General features: G+C 29.9%; 21 protein-coding genes and 1 pseudogene. 11 read left to right on the top strand and 11 right to left on the bottom strand.

What is annotated here, in order from left to right:
* Positions 1-89: 89 nt before the first annotated feature.
* From ACIQ56_RS04675 to ACIQ56_RS04665, 3 genes are all read right to left on the bottom strand, one after another.
* A complete protein-coding gene (locus ACIQ56_RS04675; RefSeq protein WP_397599909.1) occupies positions 90-416 on the bottom strand; it encodes a cation:dicarboxylate symporter family transporter in 327 nt (108 codons plus the stop codon).
* Between the two features lie 115 nt (positions 417-531).
* On the bottom strand, positions 532-1,863 hold the full coding sequence (locus ACIQ56_RS04670; protein WP_397599908.1) for a glycerol-3-phosphate dehydrogenase/oxidase: 1,332 nt from the start codon (positions 1,861-1,863) through the stop codon (positions 532-534).
* A 10-nt stretch (positions 1,864-1,873) separates the two neighbouring features.
* Complete coding sequence (locus ACIQ56_RS04665; RefSeq protein WP_397599907.1) at positions 1,874-3,157, bottom strand: cysteine desulfurase family protein; 1,284 nt, start codon at positions 3,155-3,157, stop codon at positions 1,874-1,876.
* Positions 3,158-3,309: 152 nt separating this feature from the next.
* Between ACIQ56_RS04665 and ACIQ56_RS04660 the strand changes: the two are divergent.
* From ACIQ56_RS04660 to ACIQ56_RS04645, 4 genes and pseudogenes are all read left to right on the top strand, one after another.
* A pseudogene (locus ACIQ56_RS04660) lies at positions 3,310-4,710 on the top strand (chloride channel protein).
* 29 nt (positions 4,711-4,739) lie between these two features.
* Positions 4,740-5,390 (top strand): trimeric intracellular cation channel family protein, encoded by a 651-nt coding sequence (locus ACIQ56_RS04655; RefSeq protein ID WP_397599906.1) that lies wholly within the window; start codon positions 4,740-4,742, stop codon positions 5,388-5,390.
* A 150-nt stretch (positions 5,391-5,540) separates the two neighbouring features.
* Entirely contained in the window at positions 5,541-5,981 is a 441-nt protein-coding gene (locus ACIQ56_RS04650) for a Fur family transcriptional regulator (RefSeq protein WP_397599905.1), read from the top strand.
* Positions 5,951-6,910, top strand: coding sequence for a TatD family hydrolase (locus ACIQ56_RS04645; protein WP_397599911.1), 960 nt, complete (start codon positions 5,951-5,953; stop codon positions 6,908-6,910). Before ACIQ56_RS04650 ends, ACIQ56_RS04645 begins: the two co-directional genes overlap by 31 nt.
* Here ACIQ56_RS04645 and ACIQ56_RS04640 read toward each other — a convergent pair.
* The gene (locus ACIQ56_RS04640; protein WP_397599904.1) at positions 6,896-9,001 is read right to left on the bottom strand and encodes an ABC-F family ATP-binding cassette domain-containing protein; all 2,106 of its coding nucleotides are present in this window, start codon (positions 8,999-9,001) and stop codon (positions 6,896-6,898) included. The genes ACIQ56_RS04645 and ACIQ56_RS04640 overlap by 15 nt on opposite strands.
* Positions 9,002-9,185: 184 nt before the next feature.
* Between ACIQ56_RS04640 and ACIQ56_RS04635 the strand changes: the two genes are divergently transcribed.
* Entirely contained in the window at positions 9,186-10,070 is an 885-nt protein-coding gene (locus ACIQ56_RS04635) for a hypothetical protein (protein ID WP_397599903.1), read from the top strand.
* 7 nt (positions 10,071-10,077) lie between these two features.
* Here ACIQ56_RS04635 and ACIQ56_RS04630 read toward each other — a convergent pair whose 3' ends face one another.
* The 3 genes from ACIQ56_RS04630 to ACIQ56_RS04620 all read right to left on the bottom strand — a co-directional run bounded on the left by ACIQ56_RS04630 (position 10,078) and on the right by ACIQ56_RS04620 (position 13,198).
* Positions 10,078-10,641 carry a class I SAM-dependent methyltransferase gene (locus tag ACIQ56_RS04630; RefSeq protein ID WP_397599910.1) on the bottom strand — a complete coding sequence of 188 codons (564 nt, stop codon included), beginning with the start codon at positions 10,639-10,641 and terminating at the stop codon, positions 10,078-10,080.
* Positions 10,631-10,867 carry a hypothetical protein gene (locus tag ACIQ56_RS04625; RefSeq protein WP_397599902.1) on the bottom strand — a complete coding sequence of 79 codons (237 nt, stop codon included), beginning with the start codon at positions 10,865-10,867 and terminating at the stop codon, positions 10,631-10,633. Before ACIQ56_RS04625 ends, ACIQ56_RS04630 begins: the two co-directional genes overlap by 11 nt.
* A 297-nt stretch (positions 10,868-11,164) precedes the next feature.
* The gene (locus ACIQ56_RS04620; protein ID WP_397599901.1) at positions 11,165-13,198 is read right to left on the bottom strand and encodes a carboxy terminal-processing peptidase; all 2,034 of its coding nucleotides are present in this window, start codon (positions 13,196-13,198) and stop codon (positions 11,165-11,167) included.
* A gap of 89 nt (positions 13,199-13,287) precedes the next feature.
* Here ACIQ56_RS04620 and ACIQ56_RS04615 point away from each other — a divergent pair, with 89 nt between their 5' ends.
* The 3 genes from ACIQ56_RS04615 (at position 13,288) to ACIQ56_RS04605 (ending at position 16,462) form a co-directional block, all read left to right on the top strand.
* Positions 13,288-13,779, top strand: a complete 492-nt coding sequence (locus ACIQ56_RS04615) for a Fur family transcriptional regulator (protein ID WP_397599900.1) — start codon at positions 13,288-13,290, stop codon at positions 13,777-13,779.
* Positions 13,780-13,894: 115 nt separating this feature from the next.
* Positions 13,895-15,457, top strand: a complete 1,563-nt coding sequence (locus ACIQ56_RS04610) for a pyruvate kinase (RefSeq protein WP_397599899.1) — start codon at positions 13,895-13,897, stop codon at positions 15,455-15,457.
* Positions 15,458-15,460: 3 nt separating this feature from the next.
* Positions 15,461-16,462, top strand: a complete 1,002-nt coding sequence (locus tag ACIQ56_RS04605) for a diacylglycerol/lipid kinase family protein (RefSeq protein ID WP_397599898.1) — start codon at positions 15,461-15,463, stop codon at positions 16,460-16,462.
* Between the two features lie 2 nt (positions 16,463-16,464).
* Here the strand turns inward: ACIQ56_RS04605 and ACIQ56_RS04600 are convergent, their stop codons facing one another.
* A complete protein-coding gene (locus tag ACIQ56_RS04600) occupies positions 16,465-16,809 on the bottom strand; it encodes a hypothetical protein (RefSeq protein ID WP_397599897.1) in 345 nt (114 codons plus the stop codon).
* Positions 16,810-16,961: 152 nt separating this feature from the next.
* On the opposite strand from ACIQ56_RS04600, the gene ACIQ56_RS04595 reads away from it, so the two are divergent.
* Together ACIQ56_RS04595 and ACIQ56_RS04590 are read left to right on the top strand one after the other, a co-directional pair.
* Entirely contained in the window at positions 16,962-18,020 is a 1,059-nt protein-coding gene (locus ACIQ56_RS04595; RefSeq protein WP_397599896.1) for a methyl-accepting chemotaxis protein, read from the top strand.
* Entirely contained in the window at positions 18,013-19,155 is a 1,143-nt protein-coding gene (locus ACIQ56_RS04590; protein ID WP_397599895.1) for a methyl-accepting chemotaxis protein, read from the top strand. The genes ACIQ56_RS04595 and ACIQ56_RS04590 overlap by 8 nt, the downstream gene beginning before the upstream one ends.
* Positions 19,156-19,255: 100 nt before the next feature.
* Here ACIQ56_RS04590 and ACIQ56_RS04585 read toward each other — a convergent pair whose 3' ends face one another.
* Both ACIQ56_RS04585 and ACIQ56_RS04580 read right to left on the bottom strand, forming a co-directional pair.
* On the bottom strand, positions 19,256-19,519 hold the full coding sequence (locus ACIQ56_RS04585; RefSeq protein WP_397599894.1) for a hypothetical protein: 264 nt from the start codon (positions 19,517-19,519) through the stop codon (positions 19,256-19,258).
* Between the two features lie 44 nt (positions 19,520-19,563).
* Complete coding sequence (locus tag ACIQ56_RS04580) at positions 19,564-20,331, bottom strand: hypothetical protein (RefSeq protein WP_397599893.1); 768 nt, start codon at positions 20,329-20,331, stop codon at positions 19,564-19,566.
* Between the two features lie 460 nt (positions 20,332-20,791).
* Here ACIQ56_RS04580 and ACIQ56_RS04575 point away from each other — a divergent pair, with 460 nt between their 5' ends.
* A complete protein-coding gene (locus ACIQ56_RS04575; protein ID WP_397599892.1) occupies positions 20,792-22,408 on the top strand; it encodes a DUF6311 domain-containing protein in 1,617 nt (538 codons plus the stop codon).
* Between the two features lie 4 nt (positions 22,409-22,412).
* Here the strand turns inward: ACIQ56_RS04575 and ACIQ56_RS04570 are convergent.
* Positions 22,413-23,285 (bottom strand): glycosyltransferase family 2 protein (locus tag ACIQ56_RS04570; RefSeq protein ID WP_397599891.1); only part of this gene is annotated, 873 nt, incomplete at its 5' end.

Below are 23,285 nucleotides of genomic sequence, written 5' to 3'. Positions count from 1 at the left end.
GTCGAATGGATATCTGTCTCCAGTTATATTTGAAATAACTAGACCAATGAAAAAGGTCGGTTAATTGTGTCTATAAAATTGGGGGAAGATCAAACAACAGCAATTATGGACATAATTTCAAAATAAACAATTGTTTTAAAAGCAAGTTTACCGACTCCCCCATGTTTACTATGGGAACAGACACCTAAAATAATAGAAACAAAAACAACGGGAGAAATGACCATTTTAATAAATCGTATAAAAATGGACGCTATAATGCGAAGTTCTTCTCCAAATTTAGGAAAAAAAATACCAACAAGGATCCCTAAAATAACAGCAATAACAACTTGTAGAAAAAGATGAAATTTTAAAAAAGTAAGGATTTCTTTTAATCTACTATTAGAATTTGAATGATTTAATTTTTTGTTATTAGGCATTGTTACCCCAAATTTGAAATATAAAAATGCTACAATTTTATCATATCAAAAATCGGAATGTGAAGGGAAGTCTAGTAGGAATTATTTATATTATTGGTAAGGTTTTGATCATAGGTTAATTTTGCCTAAGTTCAATTGAGCTTTTAAAAATATGTGGTTTTTCTTGACGAAGTTCTTCTAAAAACCAATTTTCTGAAAGATGCGTACCTGATGAAGCTCCTATTTTCATTTTGCGTGAAAGCAAAGCCCCCATTTTTTCACCTATAGCTCGATAAGTCGTATATTTCCCACCATAAATTGAAATCAAACCAGGCAGAGTTTCATCAATAACGGTTTCTCTTGAAAGTCCAGAAATACTTTTATCTAATTTTTTTAAATAAAATGGAGAGTGATATGGATCGGATACCCAGCTGTCTTCTATTTTTGTTACTTTTATTTTTTGATTTAGTGGCATACAACGCACACCGCAAAAAATTTCTGAAATATTTTTTTCTGCATCTACTAAATTTAACGTTTCAGATGCTGTGGCCATTAAATAATCTTTGTCACTTTCAGGATAACGAATATGAGATGGTTCATTTGATAAAATGGATTCGGTCGTTCCATATAACCACTTTCCGTACCAGGGAATAAAAAAAACAATTCTTCCATCTAACTCTTGAATTAAAGTTGCCGCTGAATTTGTCGCATCTCCATTTGGAACGGTTTCCGGATTAAAAACAATGTGAGTTCCTAAATTTAATAAACAGCTTATTTTAGGAGGGATTCCCCAATGTAACAAGTTTTCATTACACCAGGCTCCTGCAGCATTTACAATATATCTTGTCGTTAAAACTTCTTTTGTATTATTTTTTTCTATAGTTACTTTATATCCGTTTTCAATTTGAGTTACTTCAGTTACTTTAGAATTTTCTTTATATGATGCGCCAAGTTTAACAGCTGCTTCTGCAGCAATATTTGCAATAACATCGTCTAACATTTGGGCGTCATAATATAAAAATGCACTTAACATTTCATTTTCTATTTTATTTTGATTTAAATAAGGGGCAAATTTTGCAATATCTTCTTTGCTAATGCGACTTGCTGAAGGGAGTCCACCATCACCAGCGAGTAGATCATAAAAAAATAAACCAAGACGAACCATCCATGGAGGTCTTTTATCACCTTTAAAGTTTGGAAGTACAAAAGGAAGTGGTTTAACAATTCCTTTTAACAAATTTAATAAAAGAGCTCTTTCATGAAGAGCCTCATGGACAAGTCCCCATTGATTTAAATGTTCAAGATAACGAAGGCCACCATGAACAAGTTTTGTGCTTCGGCTTGAAGTGCCAGAAGCAATTTTATTTTTTTCTACTAAATGAACGCCAGGAACTTTTCGCGAAGCAAGATCATGTAATAAACCCACTCCATGGATTCCCCCACCAACGATAAGCACATTCAAGTCCATTTTTAAAATCCTATAAAAGTGTTGCAGAATTATCCCTGAGTTTTATGGCTGTAGCTGCAAGATGTCTTGCTGCTTCACGAACTTCATCTTCTGAGTTTGTAAGGCCAAAACTGACTCTGAAACTAGATAAAGTATGTTCGAGATCGACACCCATGGCAACCAGAACATGGCTTGCTGTTGCTTGAAGAGTTTTGCAAGCGCTACCAACGCTTGCGCAAATCGTTTTGCTTTCTTCAAGTAATTTCATAGCATTTACACCAGAAAAGTATAATGTAACAATACCAGGTACTTTATTTGTTTCATTTCCATAAAAATAAGTTTTAATATATTTTTGAATTTCATTACAAAAAACTTGCTCCATTTTTTTAAAATGTTTTATTCTTTGTTGAGACTCTTGAATTTGCAAAGAGCACGCTAAGGCAAAACCAACGATAGCTGCTGCGTTTGGTGTACTTGAGCGAAGGTTAAACTCGTGACCACCACCAGTAAGTTGAGGTTCAATTCTAATTTTCGGTCTTCTTTTTTTAATAATTAAAGCAGCCGCACCTTTAGGGCCATATATTTTTGAAGATGAAATTGTTGCGGTATCAAAATCAATATTATTTGCAATTGTAGATGTTCTTGCAAAACCTTGAGAAGCATCAACATGCAGTATTGTCTCTGCTTTAACGCATAAATTTTTAATTTCATGCATTTTAGTTTGAAAAATTCCTGTTTCGTTATTTACATCCATGACACAAACGCAAATGGTATCTTTATTAATAATTCGCTCTGCTTCATTCATTATTATTTGGCCATTTTGATCAACGGGGAGTTCTTCTATTTGTATACCGAGAGTTTTTGAATAACTTTCAAATAATGAAATAGCTGTAGCAACAATACTGGAATGTTCTGTTGCGCAGAAAACAATTTTATTTCGTTTTCGGTGAGGATTTTCAACGAGTCCTCTTAATAATAAATTGTTGCTTTCTGTTGCACTTGATGTGAAAATAACTTCATCAAATGTTACATTAAATAAGGAAGCCATATTCGTTCTTGCTACGCCAATCGCATATTCGGTTAATTCGCCCATGGGGTGGGTTCGGTTGGCAGCATTCGCAAAATAACCAAGCATCCATGGAGACATTTCTTGGAAAACACGAATGTCTAGTGGTGTGCTTGAAGCAAAGTCAATATAAATGGTTTTTTCAGGTAATGAAACACCGCCAAAGGTAATGTTTGGAACATTATCTTTACTTGTATTCATTAAATTAGGAGGAAGCATGAAGTTATTCATAAAGTTATTTTTAGGCATAAATAAATTCCAAAAATTCAAAATATAACAAGATTTCGAATCTAGACCCAGTGACTCTATTTTGCAATCAACTTAATTTGCTTTTTTTATTTATTAAGAGTACTAGGGCATTTTGATATGCATTATCTTTTACCTATGTTCAAGGTTATAAAATGAATTATTTTGAGAAAATGCAGTTTTTAAAAGAAAATACTTTTCACTCCAAAAAATCTATTTTTAATAAACGTGATATTTTAATTTGTTTGTTAAGCGTAATTATTGGAATTTCAGTCGGCTATCTGGCACAAGCTTTAAAATTAATAATTAATTTAGTCACCAATTTTTTTTATTTTGGAAAATTTTCATTTGAATTCGCCTTGCCTGAAACAAATCAACTTGGTTATTATGCTTTTTTTATCCCTATAATAGGGGGGCTTATTGTCGGATTGATTGCCCGTTTTATCAATCCTTCTGTTTATGGTCACGGTATTCCTGAAACCATGGAAAAAGTATTAATAAATGAAAGTTTAATTCAAAAAAGAATGCTTTTTTTAAAACCAGCTTCTGCCGCGATTTCTGTTGGAACCGGCGGGCCTTTTGGTGAAGAAGGACCTATTATTGCAACAGGGGCAACTTGAGGATCTGCTTTTGGGCAGTTGATTAAAATGTCTTCTGAGGAAAGAAAAATTCTTCTCGCTTCTGGGGTTGCTGCTGCAGTTTCAGCAGCTTTTGGAAGCCCTTTTGGTGGAATTTTTTTAGCAATTGAGCTTATGTTATTTGAGTTTAAACCCCGCTCATTAGTTCCTGCTGCGTTATCTGTTATTGCTGCAGATTTTATTCGAATGAAATTTATTGGGGATAATTTGGCTTTTAGTATGAGTCAGGTTTCCTTGCCTACAGCTTCTATAGATATTATTTGTTACTTTATAATAGGGGTTTTTATTGGAATTATTTCTGTTGGAATTACTCATTCTGTTCATTTTTGTGAATCTTTATTTGAAAAATTACCAATTCATTGGATGTGGTGGCCTGCTCTAGGAGGGATTGGTGTCGGGGCTATAGGAGTTGTAGAACCAAAAATATTAGGAGCTGGTTACGAAACAATAACCTCAATTTTAAACGGAAAAATAATAGGGCATTTTGCTGCTTCTTTATTTATTTTAAAATTTTTAGCTTGGTTAATTGGGGTTAGTAGTAGAACAACAGCAGGAACATTAGCTCCTTTATTTATGATTGGAGCATGTTTAGGTGTTACTTTATCAGGATTGATTTCTTATCTATTTCCTTTTATACAATTAGACCCCAAAATTGCTGCAATGGTAGGCATGGCCTCTTTGTTTGCAGGGGTAACAAGAGCTTTTTTGGCTTCTGTCTTTATTACGCTTGAAGCAACCCATCAGTTTTGGGCTGCAATTCCTGTGTTAACAGGTTGTGTTGCAGCTTATTTAATTTCATTATTTTTAATGCAACATTCTATACTTACATATAGTTTAGTAAAAAAAGGAATTATTATTCCAAATGAACAAACTAATGTAACAAATAATGAACAACAAAAAACGGATAACAAGAAATAACAATTATTTAATTTTCAAAGGTTTCTTTTATGATATTTAATGCTATAGATTTTTCAGGGTCTTTTGCTTTTTGCATTAGTGGTGCTTCAATAGCAGCTGCAAGAAAAATGGATCTTTTTGGAATGTTTGTTATGACTGTTATTGCAGGGTTTGGTGGTGGGTTTTTAAGAGATCTTATTTTAGGGAAAACACCTCCTACTGTTTTTAATACCCCAGCTTATTGGGTTATTGCATTGTTAGCTACATTTTTAGTTTTTGCAGTTAAGAAACAAAATCGTTACTTTGATAAAATTGTAATTGTATTTGATGCGTTAGGCCTAGCATTTTTTACTGTTGCAGGAATAAAAGTTGCTTTGGAATCTGGATTGTTAAATTATCAATGTATCCTTATGGGTGTAATAACAGCTTGTTTTGGTGGAGTTATTCGTGATGTCATCGTGAATCGTGTTCCTTATCTCTTTCAAAAAGAAATTTATGGAGCTTTTGCTGTAATTGGAGGAATTTTATATTTCCTGTTAAAAGATTATCTACCTACACTAGCGCTTGATCTTATTGTTATTTTATTTATTTTTATTTCTCGTATGATTTCTGTTTGGAAGAACTGGCATTTACCTAGGCCATGTGATGTCTCATTGCGAAATAAAAATCTTAAATTTACAAGAAAAAAGAACCTATTGTAAATGCATATTTTTATTACATTCATGATAATAATCGTTGTTATTTTGTAATAGTATAAAAATATTTCATAATTAATATCATTTTAGAATTAGTCTAAAAAATTCTTGCTATTTGATTTATATCTCTATACCATAATGTTCGAGGGTATTTATATGATTTTAAAGTTAAACAAAGAAAAAGTACATTGCTTAACTGTTCCTGAAATTGAAGAAAGACTTAAAAAATCAGGAGTCGCTGCGACGGCACAAAGAATTGCAATTTGTAAATTTGTTCTTTGCGAAGCAGACCATCCCACGGCAGAAGATATTAAAAACTGGACCGATGCCAATTTTCCAAAATTAAGTAGAGCAACTGTGTATAATACTCTTGATGTTCTTGTTCAGGCAGGAATGTTAAAAGAACTTAAATTACCTCATACAGGTAAAGTTGTTTATGATACGAATGTGGGAGATCACTACCATTTTCTTGATAATACTTCTGGAAAACTCTTTGATATTTCAAACGAAGAGTGTAAAGTTATTTTAAATTTACCTGAGGATATTTATATCGAGGAGGTTGATGTATTTCTTCGTGGGAAGGTTTCTTCTGTTTAAATCATAATATTTTAGCTATAGATTCACACTTTCATTTAAATTACTTAAATTCTTTAAAATTTACTTTAGAAAAAGCAATTCAAAAAAATGTTGTAACGGGAATAGTTGCTGGTGTTTGGAATGAAGATACCCTAGAAAATCTTTCTTATTCAATCGATCCTAATTTAAATTCAGTATTATGTTTTTTATCCAAAGAAATCGAAATAAAAAAATCTTTTGATTTAAATAAATTTTCATGTTTTTTGAGTCATGGACTTCATCCTATGTATGTTCATGAAAAGTGGTTATTGGAAAATGGAAAACAAAATAATGAAAAAATATCTCAAGATTTATTCGAATTTAATCAAATTTTATTCCAGAACAAAAATAAAATATGGGCCATAGGCGAAACCGGATTTGACTTATCAAACGATGTAAAAAATCATAAAAACTGTAAATCATTAACGAAACAGGACTTAATTGAATTACAAAATATCGCCTTTGAAAATTGTATTCATACTTCTATTAAATATAGCTTACCAGTAATATTGCATTTAAGAGCGCCTTGGAGTTTGTGCATTCAAAAAATAAAATGGGCAAAAAACCAAGGTGTAAAAAATATGATGATCCACTGTTATAGTGGTCCCGCTGAAGAGCTAAAAGTTTTATCTAAGCTTTCTATTTATTGTTCCTTTGGTGTTGTTCCCACTTGGCAAAAAGCAACTAAAAATAGAGAAGCTTTTCTAAAGTGTGATCCTTTATTCAGAATGTTGGAAACCGATTCTCCCGATTTACCACCTGAAATTCCTGGGGTTGGTAAATTAACAGAAAATGAGCCTGGAAACTTAATTGAAATTAGCAAAATATTAGCAGCTTATTTAAATAAAACAGATATAGAGTTAATTCAATCTTCTAATGAAAATGTATTTAGATTTTTAGGAATTCTTTGAAGATAATTCTTCCCATTTTTCATAACTCAAATCTAATTCTTTTTGTTTTTCTGCAATTTCTTTTGTTAAATCTTTTGTATTTGATAGGTTTTTCCCAGAAGCATATATTTCATCTAATTTTGCAGTTAAGTTTGGAATGATTTCTTCTAGTTTTGAAATTTTTGTTTCTAAATTTTCAAGCTCTTTTTGTTCTTTAAAACTTAATTTTATTTTTTTTGTTGCTTTATTTGATTCATTTTCTATTTCATTCGAAATTTTAATTTGTTCCTTTTTAGGAGCTTCATTTTCTTTAAATTTTTCCATTTCATTCAGTGCTTGATCGAGATCGGGAAGCATGAGCCATTGTCCCACTCGTGCATGATTTGTTTCTTTCTCACCTATATAGGTTAATAGACCTGTCGCAACTCTTTGAACAAAATAGCGATCGTGGCTTGTAAATAAGACACCACCCTGAAAATCCGATAAATTTCTTTCTAACACTTGAAGCGTGGGAATATCTAAATCATTTGTAGGTTCATCTAAAATAAGTAAGTTACCTTGTTCTAGCATGAGTTTTGCAATTAATAAACGAGCCTGCTCCCCTCCAGAAAGTTCTGAAACTTTTCTATTTGCATCAAATTTATAAAATAGAAAACGATCTAAATAACTCATAATATGAATAAATTTCCCACCAAAATGAACATATTCCCCTTCAGGAGCAATGCTTGTTCTGACGGTAGCATTATAATCTAATTTTTGTCTCTGTTGATCAAAATGAGAAATTTGCACTAAATCATGATATTTAATTTCACCTTTTAAGGGTTGCTCTGAGTTTGCAATGATTTTCATTAATGTGGATTTTCCACAACCATTAGGCCCTAATAATGCAATTCTCATTTTGGGTTTCACAATTAAATTTAAATTTTCAAAAATATAATGAGAATCTTTATCTTGTGCTGCAGGGTGTTTTATTGTTACTTTTGCTAAGTGAATGAGTTCTTGTTCACCTAAATTTCGTAACACAGGCATAATGGTATCTTCATTATTTCTTTGTTCATCTGTCATTTGTGCATTAAAACTTATTTCAGCATTTTTATTAAGAGAGGCTTTTTGCTCTTTTGCACTTAAGTTTTTATCAAGGGCGAGCGCTCTATCAATTCTTGATTTTTGTTTTGTTGTTCTTGCTTTTGCACCTGTTCTTAACCACGCAAGTTCTCTTCTCATTAAATTTGCCATTTTGGATCTTGTTTTTTCTTCCACTAAATTGGCTTCTAATTTTGCTTGGCTATAAGCTTCGTAGTTTCCTTCATATTGTTTTGCTTCTCCTGCTTCAATTTCTAATATTTTATTTACTAAAGTATCAAGTAAAGCACGATCGTGAGAAATAATGGCAAATGCAATAGGTTCACTGGTTTCATTTTTATTTTTAAATCCAAATAAACTAGCTCCCTGTTCAACAACTTCTAATAATAATTCTTCTAGCCAATCTACAGTCTGAACGTCTAAATGGTTGGTGGGCTCATCCAATAATATCAATTGAGGATTTTTTAAAAGAGCTGTAATAATTTGCACTCTTTTTTGCTGCCCCCCAGATAAATTCACAAATTTATTTTGAGAAATTTCAGATAATTTACCTGCTTTAATTGCACTTTGAATGATATTTTCTGTGCCAGCACCAGAAATATGAATTAATTTATCTTGTAAAACAGAGAGCTTTTCGTTCCATTTTTCATCTAATGCGATATTTGGATTTTTCTCTGCAAGATGCGAATGCTCATGAATTTCATCTTCAAGGAGTTTTATTTGTAAATCGGTATCATATTCACTTGGGAGAGATTCTCTTAAAATTTGTTCCACTGTTTTTTCAGCATCAAATTGATACTTTTGGGTTAAAATAGCGATACGCAGGCCATTTCGAATAGAGATTGAGCCGGAATCCGTATTTTGAGTTCCTTCAATCAAACGGAATAAGGTAGACTTTCCTGCGCCGTTAGGTCCCACAATGCCCCATCTTTCCCCAGGATGAATCGTGAAGGAAAGGTTTTCAAATAATTTGGTTGAACCGTAACTAGTTGAAATATTATGGGTATTTAAATATGGGGCGCTTGACATAAAAAACTCCAAAAAAAGGCATAAAATGCTTCACAAAAGATATCCTGAACCAAATCCTAAAAAGAGAACAATTTGATATCTCTTAGTAGGGAAATTTTTATCTTATGTTGGTTTCAATGAATAGGGAAATTTTTACTGAAGCGCTTTTATATTTGTAACGATAAGCCCAATGGAGGGTGTTTTTATGCCTCTTGAGCAAAAAAGTTCAAATATTTGGTTAACAGAGCATTTATCTGCCGGTGAAATGTATCAATACCTCATTTCTAAAATTATCACTCAACAAAAAAGTGATTTTCAAGATATTTGTATTGTTGAATTAGAAAATAAAAGCAAAGCTCTTATTTTAAATAACAAATTACAGCCTACTACATTTGATGAACATATGTATTTTGAACCTTTTGTGCATATTCCTTTTGTTCATTTTAAAGAACCTGAATCTGTTTTAATTCTTGGTGCCGGTGAAGGGGCTATTGCAAGAGAAGTTTTAAAATGGAAATCCGTTAAAAAAATTATTATTGTAGAAAGAGATAAATTAATTGTAGATTCTTGTTCAAAATATTTACCCGAAATAAATAAAGGGTCTTTTAAAAATAATAAAGTTAAAATATTTTATAAAGATGCGAATTCTTTTATAAGCCAAGATGACAATAAATATGATGTTATTTTTTATAACTTAAAAGATCCCTTATTAGAAGAAAATAATAAAAGTAACTTTAATAAAAAATTTTTATTAGATTGCAAATCGCTTTTAAATAAAAATGGATTTATGTGCTTGCAAATGGGTGATTCTCCAATTAAAAAAAATGAATTATTTATTGAAAAAATTAAATTAATGAAATCTGTTTTTCGTTCAACAAAAATATATTCTTCTTGGATTCCTTCCGTCTGTAAAAATCTTTCTTTTGTTTTAATAAACAAAGATAAATTGATTGAAAGTATTCCATATGATGATGTTGATATGATATTGCAAAGACAATTATTAGATGAATTGATTTTTGTGAATGCAAAGACATTTATTGGATTAATGAATCCACCAAAATACATTCAAGAATATGATGAAGTGGGTTGATTTTGAATTATAATCCCTTTTGATATTTAATCATTTTTGCTTGATCTTCTTCTTGTAAAGATTTTAATTTAAATACATATCTGTATAATAATGAAAACTTAAAACGCATGACAAGTTTAAATAAAAATTTTGAAATTTTCATTTTAGTGAATAAATGGATATCACTTCCATTTGTATAATAATTAAAGCCATATTTATTTGTAATAAATTCCATTGTTTTTTTGGAAAAAAATCCGATATGTTGACCATGTTCAAGTGCAAAATAATGCCACTCATTTGGTTTTGGTTTGTGCTCTGGTAATAATTCTGTACTAATTAATATATGACTAGATAAATTAAATAATATTTCTAATTCTTTAATTGGATCTTCTAAATGTTCCAATACTTCAAAAGCTGTAATTAAACCGTAATTTTTAATATTACTTTCTTCTGCTGAAAATGTTTTTGCAAATAAATTATTTGCATATTTATCTTGCCAATAAAAATTTAAACCTAAATTTCGCATTATTCTTACAAATAATCCATACCCACCAGCATAATCTAAAAATTGTTTTTCTTTTTTATAAAAGATGTGAATTAATGCATATGTAATAACCGGAGAGTCTTGAGTTCCGATTTACGAGGCCTATATCGGAATCTGTAATGGCCTCGCTATATGAAATTTCTAGCCAATTAGGATTATCTATAAATAAGTATTCACAATTATTGCATAAATAATAATCAGCTTTAAATTTTTGTGGCATTATATTTTCACTGGCAAAAAAAGAAGCATTTTTACAACAAATCTTACATTTCATTTAGAACTCTTTTTAAGAAAATTTAAATAAATTAAAGTTTTTAATATGATTTTCAATATTTATGACTAATCATATTTTCTTAAATGGTAATCTTAGATTTAGACTGCCATATTAATTATTTATTTATGTTTCCATAGTTTAGATATATAATCAAGTTTAAAAATAGAATGGAAAGGTGAACTTCATTCATAGTTTGGTCCAAATAAAATGGATGAAACGTTGAAAAGTGAGAATGGAGTATCGTGAAGTTTAAAAATATGAATTCTGAACTGGCTAAATATTTTAATTTTCTTAGATTTACTTCGAACTCATCCCCACCCAAAAATTTTGATTTCCACTTAATTTAATAGAATCCATTGTTATATTTAAAGCTTCCATGAATTGCAAATCATTTTCATCTATTAAAGATTTTATATTATATAAGTTTTCTTCATTTAGTTCCCTTGGGTTTTCCTGTTCTTCAATAATTTTATAATAATCTTTTGTAATAGGAAATAATTTATTTTTTTCAAGTTTTATCTTATTTATTTTAGCTAAATAGTCTTGAAATTTTTTGCTTCTGTTTATCCTATCTTGGCTTAAAAACTTTATTCTATTAATTAAAAAAGAGAGATCTTGAAGAGGCTTAAAACCTTTTGCTGGAAGAATGACATCTGTTGGTAAGGCAAAGTCTAATTGTTCTTCACCAATATCATAGGACTCTAAAATACTTGGAATTACAATGTTGGAAAGAACGCCTTGCTTTTGATTGCTTGTCCCTGCTGGGCGATAAAATTTACTTTGCGTTACTTTAATTGCGCCATCTGTTCTACGTCCTAAAGTACCAGGAATTTCTTGAACAATTTGCACAGTCGCTTTTCCATAAGTGCTTTTATCACCAACAATAATCCCTCTTCCATAATCTTGCATAGCGCCTACAAATATTTCAGAAGCAGATGCGCTATATCTGTTAATTAAAATAACCAAGGGACCTTTATATATCCAATTGGATTCATCTATACTCAGTCTTTTAATTGTTCCTGTTTTATCAACTGTTTGAACAGCTGTTCCATTCGGAATAAATAATCCTGTTAACTTCACGCTTTCAGGAAAATCCCCACCACCATTATTTCTTAAATCAATAAGCAATCCATTAATGCCTTCTTCTGCAAGTTTTCTTATTCCTCGTTCAACATCATAAGAAACACCTTTGCATTGAGAAAATATTTTTGTTTTGCATTTTAAATCGGTATAAAAAGTGGGTATTTTTATAATCCCAATTTTTCCATTGTTTGATTGATATATTTCTGTTTTTACTTCATCTTCTTTTAAATCAATTTCATCACGGGTAAGAACAATAGATAATTTTTCATTTGTATTTCCATTTTTTCTTAAGACGATGAGTTTTAAAGGGCTGCCTTTTTTTCCTCGAATTAAATGAACAGCTTGATCAACGTCTGTATCAATGAGATCTCGTAAACCTTGACCATTTCCTGAATCTACAGCAATGATTTTATCTTTTTCTTTTAAACGACCATCTTTTTGAGCAACTCCGCCTGGAATGATAGCCCGAACAATAATGTAACCATCTTTTTCTTGAAGTTGTGCGCCAATTCCTTCTAATTTATTGCTTATATGAATAACAAAAGAATCATGATCCGTGGGAAGCATATGCGCGGAATGAGGATCCATGGCAAGAGCAAAGCTATTTAAAAAAATAGAATAAAGTTTATCATTATCTAACTCATAAAATTTTCTTTCTAAACGAACAAAGTTTTTTAATAGCCTTTCTCGAACTTTGTTTTCATTTTCATCGGATTGTTTTGTGGATAAAAATTGTAATTTGATTCTTTTCTTGATTTTTTCATTAGCCTCTTCAGAACTTATTGGCCAGCCTTGTTTTGCTATATTTATATAATCTGTTTTATTAAAATCAAGTTCTTTTGTTAATATTAACTTCACTCTTTGCATTCTTTCATGAACTCTTTTTGTAAATATTTTATGAATTTCAAATAAAAAATCGCAATTATTTAATTTCATTTTTTTAGAGATATTTTTTTCATTATTTTCAAAATATTCTATATCCTGTTTTATAAAAAATACTTTATTTTGGTCTAAGTTTTCAAAAATTTTTTTAATTGTTCTTTGGGATAATTCGTCATTCATTTCATTATAATAAAAATGCAAATCAAGCATGGAATCTATTCGAGATTTTGATTCTTGGCAGTTTAAGAGAGGAGGGAATGTCCTTGCATTCTTTGAATTCTCTCCGTAAGCTGTTGTTGGAGATATCGATACTCCGCTTACAAGACTTAAAGCTATCGTGAGTAACAATGTTCCAAATAAACGCATATTGCATTCCCTATAATTTAAGCTGAAGCTAATTTCTTTATTTTCATTTTTTGCAATGTAATAGTCAATTTGTTTTTTTGTGAGTTTTTATGACGACATCCCGTAGATCAGGTGATAGCCTCCCAAAGAGGGCGCATTTACATAAAGTCTTTGATGAATATTTGAGTCAACTAGGGTTAAGGCAAACAAGGCAAAGGAAAATCATTCTAGATGCCGTCCTTTCCACTGGGCGCCATGTAGATGCAGAGACGATTTCAAATGAAGTTAAAAAAATAGATAGTTCTATTGGTTTAGCAACTGTTTATCGTACTCTTAAAATGATGACAGATTCTCAAATTCTTGTAGAGCGTCATTTTGGTGGGGATAGGGCTAGTTTTGAATTTGCAGATCAAGGTGATGAGCACCATGATCATCTTATTTGCAATCAATGCAACGATATTGTTGAATTCTATGACGAAGAATTAGAAAAACGCCAAGAGCTTGTTGCTAAAAATCTTGGGTTTGTTTTAAAATCGCATAAAATGGAACTTTTTGCTGATTGTGCGAACTCTGAAAATTGCAAACGTAAAAATTTAAAGTAGTGAATTGATCTTTATTCTTGCTGGTTCTATTTTCGCTGAGATATTTATAAGGATGCTTTGAGGTATATCAATACAGGTGTCCTCAAACAAAATACTTTAGGGAAAGAACAAAGATATGGATAAAAAGTCAAAAGCGAAGCTCATTTGGACAGTTACAAATAACGGTTGTGATAAATTAGGTGTTGAAAATATAGCAGCTGTTATTACCCAAAATCGCTTAGATGCTGTAAGAATGTCCTATTCTTCAAGCGCTTTGCCAAATATAATTAAACTTAGACTCGAAATAAGTAAACAATTAGCAAGTGAAGATGCTCAGCATAGTGAAGGGCAAGTTCCCTTTTTATTAAGTTTTATAGGTCGCCGTTCTATTTTGTCTTTACATGGTGCCCCAATTGAAGTCGCAGATGGCTCAGAAATAGATATTACATTTATTGTTGATTTTAATTTTTGTGCTTCTTTAAGACCTGTAACTTCAACGACAAAAAATGTTGAAATTATTGTTTCTAGTGAAGACCAACTTACAAATATCAAAGAAGGCTCAAAAATAAGTGTTTCTTATGGAGCAGTAGAGTTAAAAGTACTTGATGTGCCTAAAAACTTTAAATCTGGTATGACACTCCGCTGTTTTGTTGAAAATGGGGGAATGTTACTTTCAGGTGTAGATGTTCACTCTCCAAGTATGTCTCGTGATTTATTTCCTTTATTGCCTGAAGATGAAAGAACATTACAAACAGGGTTTTCTTCTTTAGCAGATTACGTTATTGTCGATGGAATTAAATCTGAAAATGAATTGCTTGCAATTAAATCTGGAATTTTAGGCGAAAACGCGCCTTATTCCGAAAGACACCCAAGTATTCCAATATCTAAAAGCATTCATGAAGTAGAAGCCATGTTGCCACCCCGTTTTTTATTAAAGGTAGATTCTAAACGCTCCCTTGATTTATTGCCAACATTAATGAGACATATTGATGGCGTATTTTTAAGTCGTTCTGAGCTTGGAATTGATGAGCATCCACATAATTTACCAATCATACAAAAAGAACTCATTGCCCGTTGCAATAAATTATCAAAAACGGTGATCGTCGCATCTGAGCTTATGCATTCCATGTATGTAAATGCCAATCCTACCCGAGCAGAAGTTTCGGATATGGCAAATGCCGCAGCAGATGGTGCCGATGCATTAGTTTTATCTCATGAAGTCACTGAAGGACCAAATGCATCTTTGGTTGCGCAAGTTACTTTAGAAACCCTTGTGAACAGTGAAGCTTGGTTTGAAAAAAAATGGCATCCTTTTGAAATGAATGAAATTCCAAGTGATGATGATGCTGTTACTTATGGAGCAATTCGTATTGCTCAACAAGCGAATGTAAAAGCAATCGTTTGTTTTACAGAAGGTGGTTATACTGCCATGAAATTATCATCTATGAGAACACCAACTGAAATTATTGCAATTACATGTAATAAAAAGATTATGAGACAAATGAATTTGTTAAGATCTGTGTCCGCAGTTGTTCTTGAATCTAGAAGTCAAGTGGAAAGAATTCTTTCAGAAATTAAAGAAATATTAGTAAAAAGTTTCAACTTTAAAAAAGGTGAAAAATTTGTCTTTGTTTCTTTAACCGCTTCTAGTGTTTCGGAAAGAAATTCAAACTTATTTACCGTACAGGAAATTGATTAACGAATGGATCCAAATATTTTATTTATTGTGAATCCAAAATCAAGATCAGGTGAAGCTATTAAAATTTGGGAGAAAAAAATACTCCCCCAAGTTTTAATGTTTTTTCCTGATGCAAATTGGGTTTTTACAACTCGTCAATATGAAGCCTCTTTACTAGCTTATTCGGCAAAAAAAAGAGGTTATGATATTGTTGTTGCGGTTGGTGGCGATGGAACAATAAATGAAATTGTGAATGGTTTATTAGGAAATCAACTTTTAAATTCAAATCCTTCAAACTTTCCAGAAATATTTGGAAGCCCTTTAAAATTAAATAACTTAACAGATAATAATTCAACTCCTTCTTTAGCATTTATTCCGCTTGGAACAGGTAGTGATTTTATTAAATCTATTGGTATTCCTAAAAATATTAATAAAGCATTAACTATTATAAAACAAAGAAAATCGATAATAACAGATGTTGGTTATATTGAATTTCAAAATGAAAGTTTTCATCCTCGTTACTTTATTAATATTGCAGGATGCGGTGCAAATGGTGAGACCGTAAAAAGATTGAATGAGTCAGATAAAAAATTCGGAAAAAGAGGTGCATTTTTAATTGCGGCAATTAAAACCTTATTAAAGAATCAATCCTTTCCTGTTCAAATTTCTTTTGACAATGAATCTTACATTCCTTTCGATCTGCGTGTTCTATTCATTTGCAATGGTCAATATTGTGGAGGAGGAATGAGAATTTCTAGGGATGCTTCTTTAAATAATGGAAAATTTAAAGTTGTTCAAATTCGTAAAATGAATAAAATAAAATCGATATTTTTACTTAACCGATTATATTCTGGAAATTATAAAGGTCTAGAAAATGATATAATCGAAAGAGAAGCGACTACAATTAAAATAAAATCCCTAGAAAATGCAATTGTTCCGGCGGAATCTGATGGTAAAATGCCAGGATATTTGCCAGCCTCCTTTTCTATTAAACCAAATAAATTATCAATAATTGCAAAAATATAAATTTATTCTTTTGTTTTTCCCATAAGTCCTTTAAGGCGTTTGTCTTCTATCCGTTTTAATTTTGAATGGACGGAATCTTCTAAATTTATATTTCTTGAATTGCAATAATTCACGAGAGCAATAAAAACGTCTGCGGCTTCATCGGAAAGTTTATCCATTTCTATTTCTTTTGTGGGATCGCGCCATATTTTTTTTTCTAAATTAGCCAATTCTCCGCATTCACCACAAAGCTCTAATGAAAAAAAGCTTGAACTCCGTTTTTCAAAGGCATTATTTTGATATAAATCAAATTCTTTTTGAATTGTATTGAGGCCATTTGCAGAAGGTTCTTTTAGTCTGTTTGTCATTTTGTTTCCTTTATAAGCGTGACAATTCTTATCAAACTACTACATTTTTTCCTACTATTGAATTTTTTTTTTGAAAAGTATGACGATACGTTTTGTGAAATTTGGCAAAATAATTTGCTAATAAATTGAAAGTTTAAGGAATGTTTTCATTTTTGAAAAATATTTCTGCAAAAAATAGAGTATGGGCATTAATGGTATTGCTGCTACTTGCATGCTGTGTTTTAAGTTTTTACCTTATCTACATTGATGGTATTAAAGACAAATTTTTAATGATATCATATTCTTCTTTATTATTAATTACATTTTTATCCATTATTTTAACCAGAATTCTTATATCTAAGTTTGTGAAAAGTATAAGTGAAGATTTTTTTTATATTTCAGAAAACTGTTCTAATGGAGATAATTCCTTAAAAAATATAAAGGATAACTTAAGTGGATTTATTTCAACAACAGGAAGCGAGTTAGATGAGTTAACAGAAAGTTCAAAGTTAATGCAAGATATTATTTCTATGTTAATTGAGACAACTAAAAATTCAGAAGTTTGTAAAGAACTTTCAGATAAGGTAACTAGAGACGTTAATGAAGGCAACGAAATAATGCAAAAAATGGTTGATTCTATTTTAACAATTGAAAAAACAAAAGATGGATTGGTTGAAATATCGAGTCTCATTAAACAAATTAGCAATGATACATCTACAATACATACAATTGTTTCTACAACAGAATTATTATCCTTAAATGCTTCTATAGAAGCTGCAAAAGCAGGGCAAACAGGAAAAGGTTTTTCCGTAGTTGCTGAAGAAGTTGGTAATTTAGCAAAACATAGTGGAAGTGAAGCAAATGAAATTGAAAATATTGTTATTGAGAGTCAAAAGCAAATTCAAATTATCATTGAAGCAAATCAATCTAGAGTAGAAGTTGGAAAAGTTTCGAGTAATAATGCTTTGGCTGTTTTTAGTGCGATCAAAGCAGAAATGTTTGGTATTTCAAGTCATTCCGAAAATATTCGTGTTGCTACTTGGGAACAAAAATTAAGTATCGATCAAATTAGTTCAGCTAATTTTGAAATGCGGAATATTCTGAAAAAAAATATTTCAGATACCGTAAATTTATTAAAAATATATGATATAAATTTAAAAAATTTTGAAAATATAAAAGAAGTTGCCTATGTATTAAATGAGTATTGGTCTGGAGAAAGAAAAAATGGATAAAGAGGAATATTCTAAAAAAAAATCTTTTTCTGGTTTGAAGTTTAAAATTTTAATTTCGCTATTTATTACTAACTTAATCATTTTTTCATTTACTATCATTATTATTTTTTTATTTGGTTCAGGCATGAAGAATATAATAAATTATTTGATAATTATGTCTGCTCCATTGTTTTTTATGGAATATATTATGTATTATTATATTCTCAAAATTCAAAAAAAATCTTTTATGGTTGGAATTTTATTTCAAAACTATATTGAAAAAAGTCAAAGTACCATCAATGAATTTATTTATCCAAAAAAAAATATTGAAAACTCATTTAGCAAACAATTTGACTTTACTTCGCAAACATCGGATACAATCAATCAAATATTGCAAATGATTTCAAAAACAATTCAAGAAATTAATGATTGCAAAACCATCACAATTAGTGCTGAAAATCGTTTAAAAGAAGCCGCTTCTATTATGGAAAAATTAGGGCAATCTATTGAAGTTATTAAAAGTGCAACTGGTGATATGGATAAAATGTTACAAATTATCAATCAAATTACTTTAAAATCTATTGTAATCACAGATATCGTAGCAAAAACAGAATTGCTAGCGATGAATGCTTCTATAGAAGCTGCAAGGGCAGGTGATCATGGAAAAGGATTTTCTGTTGTTTCTGAAGAAGTAGAAACGCTTGCCCGTACCAGCGGAAAATCAGCAAAACAAATAAAAGATTTATTAAATGAAAGCTCTATTAAAGTGAACCAAATAATAAGAACAATGAATGAAAGAATTAAAGAAGGAGAAGTTGTCAGTAAAAAAGCTCACGATGCCTTTCAGAGAATATCGGAAGGTGTTGATCAATTAAAGGAACAAATACAAATTATTTCTGAAGGTACAGATATGCAAAAAGGCCATATAAAAAATGTGGAAGATACTATTCTTAAAGTTCTAAACGATACGAATCAAAATAAAAGTCTTATTGAAAGTGGTAATATATTAATTGATAAATTAATTGAAATAAACGAGAAATTAATCGAATCTTCAGTCGATTCACAAAAAGCCTTTTCCGGACAAGATGGTGTTACTTTTATGGAAAAAAATAAAGGAAACGAAGTAAGACGTGCCTTAAAAAGTATGGGTTTTTGATAAAGATTATCTTAAATATTTTAATAAAAATTCATATTAATTTTATTTTGAAATTAATATGAATTTTAAATATAAAATAGATTATATATAAAGCTTTAAATTAAAAAGAAGCTTCTTTTTTATCTTTTACTTCAACAAGTGGAATGTCTTCAGCAGACTCCATAGTTTCAACAATCTTTATTTTAAAACCTTCTTCTAATTCAAAGCTTTCTTCCATTAGGGAAAGAATTTTTTCGGAAGCTTGTTTACTTACCTTTGCTGCATTATCGTCATAACAAGATACGATTTCAATTTGAGAACCTTCAGGAGAAACGCACATTAAAGTATATTTTTTTCTCACAACACCAGCATAAAAGTTAGACATAAATACTCCTTTATTTATAAAAAATAAAATGAAAATAGTTTTCTTTATTTTTTCTTTTTTCTAAAAAAACTACCACTTTTTTTAGTGGAGGAACTATTATCATTCCCCCCAGAAAAAAACCCTTTCTTTTTAGGTTTTGTTTCTGAATCTGCAGTTGTAGTTGAATTTCCTGATTTTGAAAAGAAGCCTTTTTTAGGAGGTTGCTTATATTGGGATTCGTATTTTTTATTCATTTCATCTGGAGTTTTTCCAGAAACCCCACCCGTTACTAAACCACCTTGACCCGTAGATGCCGCTGGTGGCGGCAAATAATATGCTGGTGGTGCATATCTTGGTTGCATTGCATTTGATACCGCATTTCCGACAAGTGCTCCCATTAAAAAAGGAGCCCAAGAACTTCCTTGTGAAGAATTATTAGCAGAGCTTCCATTCGAATTTGCTGAATTTCCTGAAGCGGCTGCTAATTCAATTTTATATCCTTGAGTCATTTCTAAAACAGGATTGCATTTTCCATCACTTTTATTGAAATTTAATTTAGCAGATTCTCCTGTACTACCTTGTGGTGTAGGAATTTGTGCCATTTGCAAATTTTCAACTGTTAAAGGATTAGGCAAAGATTTAGGATCAGAAGAGGAACCGTGAAAAATAAGATATTTTCCTTGAGATTCGTTAAAAGACACTTTAAAAACGGAAACAGCTGCCACAGGACATGAAGCAGCAGATAATACCTGTTGATTTGTTGGTGTTGAGTTTTCAAAACAGCTTGTCGTTAAAAGTGCAGCTAAAGTTAAGATTGGAATAAATTTAATCATTTTTAGACCCTTTTTAATAAATTGGTATCACAAAATTTTTACGAGCAGAGTATTTGAATAGTATCTGCCTAGGAGTTATATTAATACCTTGATCATTTAAAAAATGAAATGGTTTTTAAAACTTAATTTCTTAGTTGGTCAATCTTGGCTATAAAAATGTTTATTAAATAGTTAGAAAGAGCTTATGAAACAAATAATTTATTTTAGAATTTTAGAGATTATAAGGAAATTGAAGTATAGTAAATTCATATGTTTCATAGTTGCTATCCTAATTTCTTTATTGATACTAAAAAATCAATTAAATTGGTTAGAAAATAATTGTACTAATTCTCGCTATTCACCTTCATGTGATATGAAAACCATGAGAATTTATTTTATTCCAATAATCTCATTTTTTATGTTCTATGTTTTTTTATTTCTTGATAAAATTTATTTTATTTTTAAAAAAAATTTTGAAAAATTGGAGCAATTACCTGATAAGACTGTTTTTATAATTTCTGCAGTTATTTCTACTCTTCTTGCAGTATTAATATTTTATATCCGTTTTTCTTTTTTAATTCTGAATCCAAAAGAAACATTGTGGCTAAATAGTTCGGATTGGCTTCAAAATTATTTAGGTGGTTATGTTTTTCAAAGTATTCCTTGGCAATTTCCTTTTGGTGTTAACAATTTACTCAATTACCCAATCGGCACTTCTATGGGATATAGTGACTCAATACCAATACTTGCTTTTCTTTTTAAGATATTAAAACCTATTTGGAATCCGGAGTATCAATATTTAGGTCTTTGGCTATTTATTTGTTATATATTACAGGGTTTTTTCTCTGCTCTTTTATTAAAAAAATGGAATATGCACATTATTTTAAAAATAATGTGTTCTTTTTTCTTGTTTTTGTCACCTGTTCTTCTCAATCGTTTTGGTCATATTACTTTAAATTGTCATTGGATTATATTAGCTATTTTTTGTATTTTTCTTTCTAGAATTTCTTCAAATATAAAATTGTTTTATTTAACTTTAATTTTATTATTTTCTGTTTGGATTCATCCTTATATTACATTAATGGTTATTGTATTTTATTTTATGTTTTTATTAAATATGATATTTTTAAAAGAGATTTATTTAAAATATGCATTCATGAATATAATTGGAGTTTGTTTTTTTACTTATTTTTCATGGTATTTAATAGGGTATTTTCACATAAAAGGGATTTATGATTCTGGGTTTGGGATTTATTCATCAAATTTAAATTCGTTTTTTAATCCTCTAACTACAAATGCCTCTCAATTTATAAATCCATTATTTACTCCTTCAGATAAATTTGAAGGGTTTGGTTATTTAGGTTTAGGCATATTAATTTTAACAATTCCGTTATTTTTTCAAAGAAATTATAATATTAAGCAATTTTTTGATAAAAAATATTTTTATTTAAATTTTTCTGTTTTTCTCTTATTTTTATTTTCTTTATTACCAATAATAAAATTTTTCGATTTTACAATATTTGCTATTAAATTTCCTGAATTTATTTTAAATATTTTTGGAACATTTCGATCTAATGGTCGCTATATTTGGCCAATGTGTTATTTAATTGTTTTGTATGTATTGTTGAAATGGGTTCTAAGTAATCGAAGTCTTAGTAAAAAAATAATAATATTATTTTTTCTTCTCTTCATTCAATTATGGGATATATATCCTTTATATAAAAGAATTCTATTTCAATCTGGCAATATTTCTTATGATGAAGAAAGTATTAAAAAGTGGGTTACATTCGTTGGAAATAAAAAGAATATCGTTTTTTATCCTACCTCCGCAGATATTGCATATAAAGAATTTTGGTATTTATCCGCTAAATATGGTTATACAACTAATGTTGGCTATTTTAGTAGAAATGACGATATCTTTTTGAAAAAAAATGAACAAATTATTTTAAAAATAATTTCAGATGGAAATTTTGATAAGAACAGTGTTTATTATGTTTTAAAAGGTCAAAAATATTTATTTAAAAATATTGAAGATAATAAAAATTTTACATGTCAAGAGATAGGTTCGTATTATGCTTGTAAATTAGTAGATGATTAATATTTTATAAATTTATTTTTTCTTTAATAACATATAAAGGTCTTCTTTTTGTTTCAAGGTATGTTCTTCCTAAGTATTCACCTAAAATGCCTAAAAACATGAGTTGAATTCCACCCATAAATAAAATAGCAACTATTAAAGTTAAAAAGCCTTGAATTTTATCACCAATTATAAAAAATTTTGCTAAATAGAAAATTGATATTAAAAATGCAAGAAAAGAAATTGAAAATCCAACATATGTGGCAACTTTTAATGGGATATTTGTAAATGATGTTATCCCTTCCAATGCAAAGTTCCATAATTTAAAATAGTTGAATTTTGTTTTTCCAGCGATCCTTTTGTTTCTTTTGTAATAAAAACCAATTTGTTTAAAACCAATCCAAGAAAAAAGTCCTTTCATAAAACGCTGTGTTTCTGGAAGTTCTCTTAATGCTAAAATGACTTGTTTTTTCATTACTCGAAAATCACCAGTATTTCTAGGAATATCTATATGAGACATTTTATCAATTAATTTATAAAATAAATAGGATGTAGATCTTTTAACAAAGGATTCCCCCGCTCTTTCAAGTCGAACTCCATAGACAACATCACAATTATTTTTTTCTAATGTTTCAATCATGCTTGGAATGATTTCGGGAGGGTCTTGTAAGTCGCAATCAATTTGAACTACATAATTGCCATTTGTATAATTTATTCCAGCACTCATGGCGGCTTCTTTACCAAAATTTCGAGATAAAAAAATGCATTTAATTCTATTGTCTTGTTGAGATAATTCTTTAAGAATTTGAACACTATTATCCGAGCTTCCATCATCAATAAAAATAATTTCAATGCTATTTTTATAAATTTCAAGTTTTTTATTAATTTCATGATAACA

Origin of the sequence: Silvanigrella sp. (genome assembly GCF_044369315.1) — a bacterium.
Lineage (GTDB): Bacteria > Bdellovibrionota_B > Oligoflexia > Silvanigrellales > Silvanigrellaceae > Silvanigrella.
The sequence above is the reverse complement of the archived record's forward strand: the minus strand, read 5'-3'. Positions and strand labels throughout refer to the sequence as shown.

Excerpts from the sequence above, each read along its gene's own strand:
- ACIQ56_RS04675 (WP_397599909.1), bottom strand. The coding sequence starts at position 416 with ATGCCTAATAACAAAAAATTAAATCATTCAAATTCTAATAGTAGATTA.
- ACIQ56_RS04670 (WP_397599908.1), bottom strand. The coding sequence starts at position 1,863 with ATGGACTTGAATGTGCTTATCGTTGGTGGGGGAATCCATGGAGTGGGT.
- ACIQ56_RS04665 (WP_397599907.1), bottom strand. The coding sequence starts at position 3,157 with ATGCCTAAAAATAACTTTATGAATAACTTCATGCTTCCTCCTAATTTA.
- ACIQ56_RS04655 (WP_397599906.1), top strand. The coding sequence starts at position 4,740 with ATGATATTTAATGCTATAGATTTTTCAGGGTCTTTTGCTTTTTGCATT.
- ACIQ56_RS04650 (WP_397599905.1), top strand. The coding sequence starts at position 5,541 with ATGATTTTAAAGTTAAACAAAGAAAAAGTACATTGCTTAACTGTTCCT.
- ACIQ56_RS04640 (WP_397599904.1), bottom strand. The coding sequence starts at position 9,001 with ATGTCAAGCGCCCCATATTTAAATACCCATAATATTTCAACTAGTTAC.
- ACIQ56_RS04635 (WP_397599903.1), top strand. The coding sequence starts at position 9,186 with ATGCCTCTTGAGCAAAAAAGTTCAAATATTTGGTTAACAGAGCATTTA.
- ACIQ56_RS04625 (WP_397599902.1), bottom strand. The coding sequence starts at position 10,867 with ATGAAATGTAAGATTTGTTGTAAAAATGCTTCTTTTTTTGCCAGTGAA.
- ACIQ56_RS04620 (WP_397599901.1), bottom strand. The coding sequence starts at position 13,198 with ATGCGTTTATTTGGAACATTGTTACTCACGATAGCTTTAAGTCTTGTA.
- ACIQ56_RS04615 (WP_397599900.1), top strand. The coding sequence starts at position 13,288 with ATGACGACATCCCGTAGATCAGGTGATAGCCTCCCAAAGAGGGCGCAT.
- ACIQ56_RS04610 (WP_397599899.1), top strand. The coding sequence starts at position 13,895 with ATGGATAAAAAGTCAAAAGCGAAGCTCATTTGGACAGTTACAAATAAC.
- ACIQ56_RS04605 (WP_397599898.1), top strand. The coding sequence starts at position 15,461 with ATGGATCCAAATATTTTATTTATTGTGAATCCAAAATCAAGATCAGGT.
- ACIQ56_RS04600 (WP_397599897.1), bottom strand. The coding sequence starts at position 16,809 with ATGACAAACAGACTAAAAGAACCTTCTGCAAATGGCCTCAATACAATT.
- ACIQ56_RS04590 (WP_397599895.1), top strand. The coding sequence starts at position 18,013 with ATGGATAAAGAGGAATATTCTAAAAAAAAATCTTTTTCTGGTTTGAAG.
- ACIQ56_RS04585 (WP_397599894.1), bottom strand. The coding sequence starts at position 19,519 with ATGTCTAACTTTTATGCTGGTGTTGTGAGAAAAAAATATACTTTAATG.
- ACIQ56_RS04580 (WP_397599893.1), bottom strand. The coding sequence starts at position 20,331 with ATGATTAAATTTATTCCAATCTTAACTTTAGCTGCACTTTTAACGACA.